Here is a 669-nt window from a genome sequence, read left to right on the forward strand (position 1 = left end):
GCGTAGCCGCGCGGCACGAAGTAGTTGTCGTAGTGCAGCGGGAACTGCACGGGCCTGCCCGCGCTGTCGTAGGTCTTCTTCTGCGGCTCGTTGCCGCGCCCGCAGCAGGAGTAGTAGGGGCTCGCGTCCATGACGACGGGCACCTTGCCGCCCCTGCGGGCGGGTTCGCTCGGGCGCACGATGTCGGCCGCCACCCGGTCGGGTCTGCCGTCGCGGTCCAGGTCGAGTCCGGTGTCCACCCACACGGACTCGCGTATCGCGTCGGCGTAGGAGTAGACCGGCCGGCTCAGCCCGTCACGGACCGTGCCGTCCCGGCCCCGGCCGCCGTGTGCGGCGGCCGGGGCCGCGAGGGAGGCCATCAGGGCGGTCACGACCGCCAATATGAGCGTCGTCCACTGGATGCGGGTGCCCCGCGCTCGTTTTCGCACGGGCGGACGGTAGCGCGAGTGGCCGGGCGGACAGAAGAGGGCGACGGGCCGGCTCCGGCCGGTGTGACGGGAGTGTTCCGCCAACGTGTGACAGGTGTGTCCTCCGTATGGCGCATGTCGATCGCGTGACAGTGAGCGCCATGGACATGTCCTCCGGGATCAGAAAACCATATGGTCAAGCCGACCCATCGATCGCTCGTCCTGACCAGGACGGATCGTTTCTGCCTGATCGAGTTGGAGG

Annotated in this window: 1 protein-coding gene; it reads right to left on the reverse strand. The window is 69.2% G+C overall.

The window, feature by feature from the left end; all coding sequences use genetic code 11:
- Positions 1-359, reverse strand: a 359-nt coding sequence (locus tag KUM32_RS39735; protein WP_302185257.1) for a CocE/NonD family hydrolase, incomplete at its 3' end; no start/stop codon positions are given.
- Positions 360-669 lie beyond the last annotated feature (310 nt).

It is taken from the genome of Streptomyces sp. AC627_RSS907, from assembly GCF_019049165.1.